Annotated in this window: 2 protein-coding genes; both read left to right on the forward strand. The window is 50.0% G+C overall.

Translation table 11 applies throughout. From position 1 onward, the window contains the following. The coding region (mobA, locus tag NW211_RS13805) for a conjugal transfer protein MobA (RefSeq protein ID WP_258328264.1) at window positions 1-346 on the forward strand (346 nt) is incomplete at its 5' end. A gap of 1 nt (window position 347) precedes the next feature. Continuing rightward, window positions 348-1,249 (forward strand): relaxase/mobilization nuclease domain-containing protein (locus tag NW211_RS13810; protein WP_258328265.1); only part of this gene is annotated, 902 nt, incomplete at its 3' end.

The following is a 1,249-nucleotide window of genomic DNA, read 5'->3' on the forward strand; positions in this document are numbered from 1 at the left end:
AAACGGACACTTTGACATCCAATTCCAAAAATCGGGATTCAAGGAGAGGTCGAAATTTCTAAAGGCTCTAATCTTCGAGCGTGAAGTAAAGGTGGTAAAACTCGACAAGGCGGCTATGGATTATTACATACGCCTGACGAATTTCTACCATCAGTTCCAGGCCATCGGCAACAACTACAACCAGACGGTGCGAGCCGTGAAAGCCAACTTCGGGGACAAACGGGCATTCGCCCTTGTCGCCAAGTTGGAGAAAGCCACACTGGAGTTGGTAGTATTGAGCAAACAGATTATCGCCCTCACGCGCGAGTTTGAGGAGAGGCACTTGAACCGTAAAAGCGGAGGTTGATATGGTGGCTAAAATCAACAGAGGTGCTTCACTCTACGGAGCCATCATCTACAACCAGCAGAAGGTAAACGAGGATACGGCACGCATCATAACGGGCAACCGCATGATTACCGATTCTCTCTACAACTCTAACAGGATTGTACGGCAGACGATGTTCGCTTTTGAGAGTTATCTCGCAGCCAACCGCAACACCGAGAAGCCTATCCTGCATATATCGCTCAATCCGACATTGGACGACAATCTTACCGACAGTCAGTTTGCGGATTTGGCAAGAGCCTATATGCAGAAGATGGGCTACGGCAACCAACCCTACATTGTCTATCTCCACGAGGACATAGACCGCAGACATATACATATTGTATCTACCTGCGTGAACGAGAATGGTGAGAAGATAGACGATGCCTACGAATGGAACCGCTCGATGAAGGCGTGCCGAGAGTTGGAACAGATGTTCGGACTCAAACAGATTGCCGACAAACGCAGGGAGTTGTTGGAGCCATATCTTAAGAAAGCGGACTACACCCGTAGCGATGTAAAACAGCAGGTATCCAACATTCTCAAAAGTGTCTTTACCTCGTACCGTTTCCAGTCCTTCGGCGAGTATAGTGCTATGCTCTCGTGCTTCAACATCGAGGCGAAGCAGGTCAAAGGCGAGTTCGAGGGCAGGCCCTATTCGGGTATCATCTACACGATGACCGATGATAATGGCAAGCCTATCTGTACGCCCATTAAGTCCTCGCTTATCGGCAAGCGTTTCGGCTACGAGGGTGTCGAGAAGCGTATCGCCTACAATGCTCAGGAGTTCCGAGCGAAGAGGTGGCAACCCAAAATCCGCAACGATGTAGCTCTGGCTATGCACGGCTCTCGTGGAAACCGCGAGGAGTTCGTGCGTCTGCTTGGCAG

Source organism: Barnesiella sp. ET7 (assembly GCF_024733785.1).
Taxonomy (GTDB): domain Bacteria; phylum Bacteroidota; class Bacteroidia; order Bacteroidales; family Barnesiellaceae; genus Barnesiella; species Barnesiella merdigallinarum.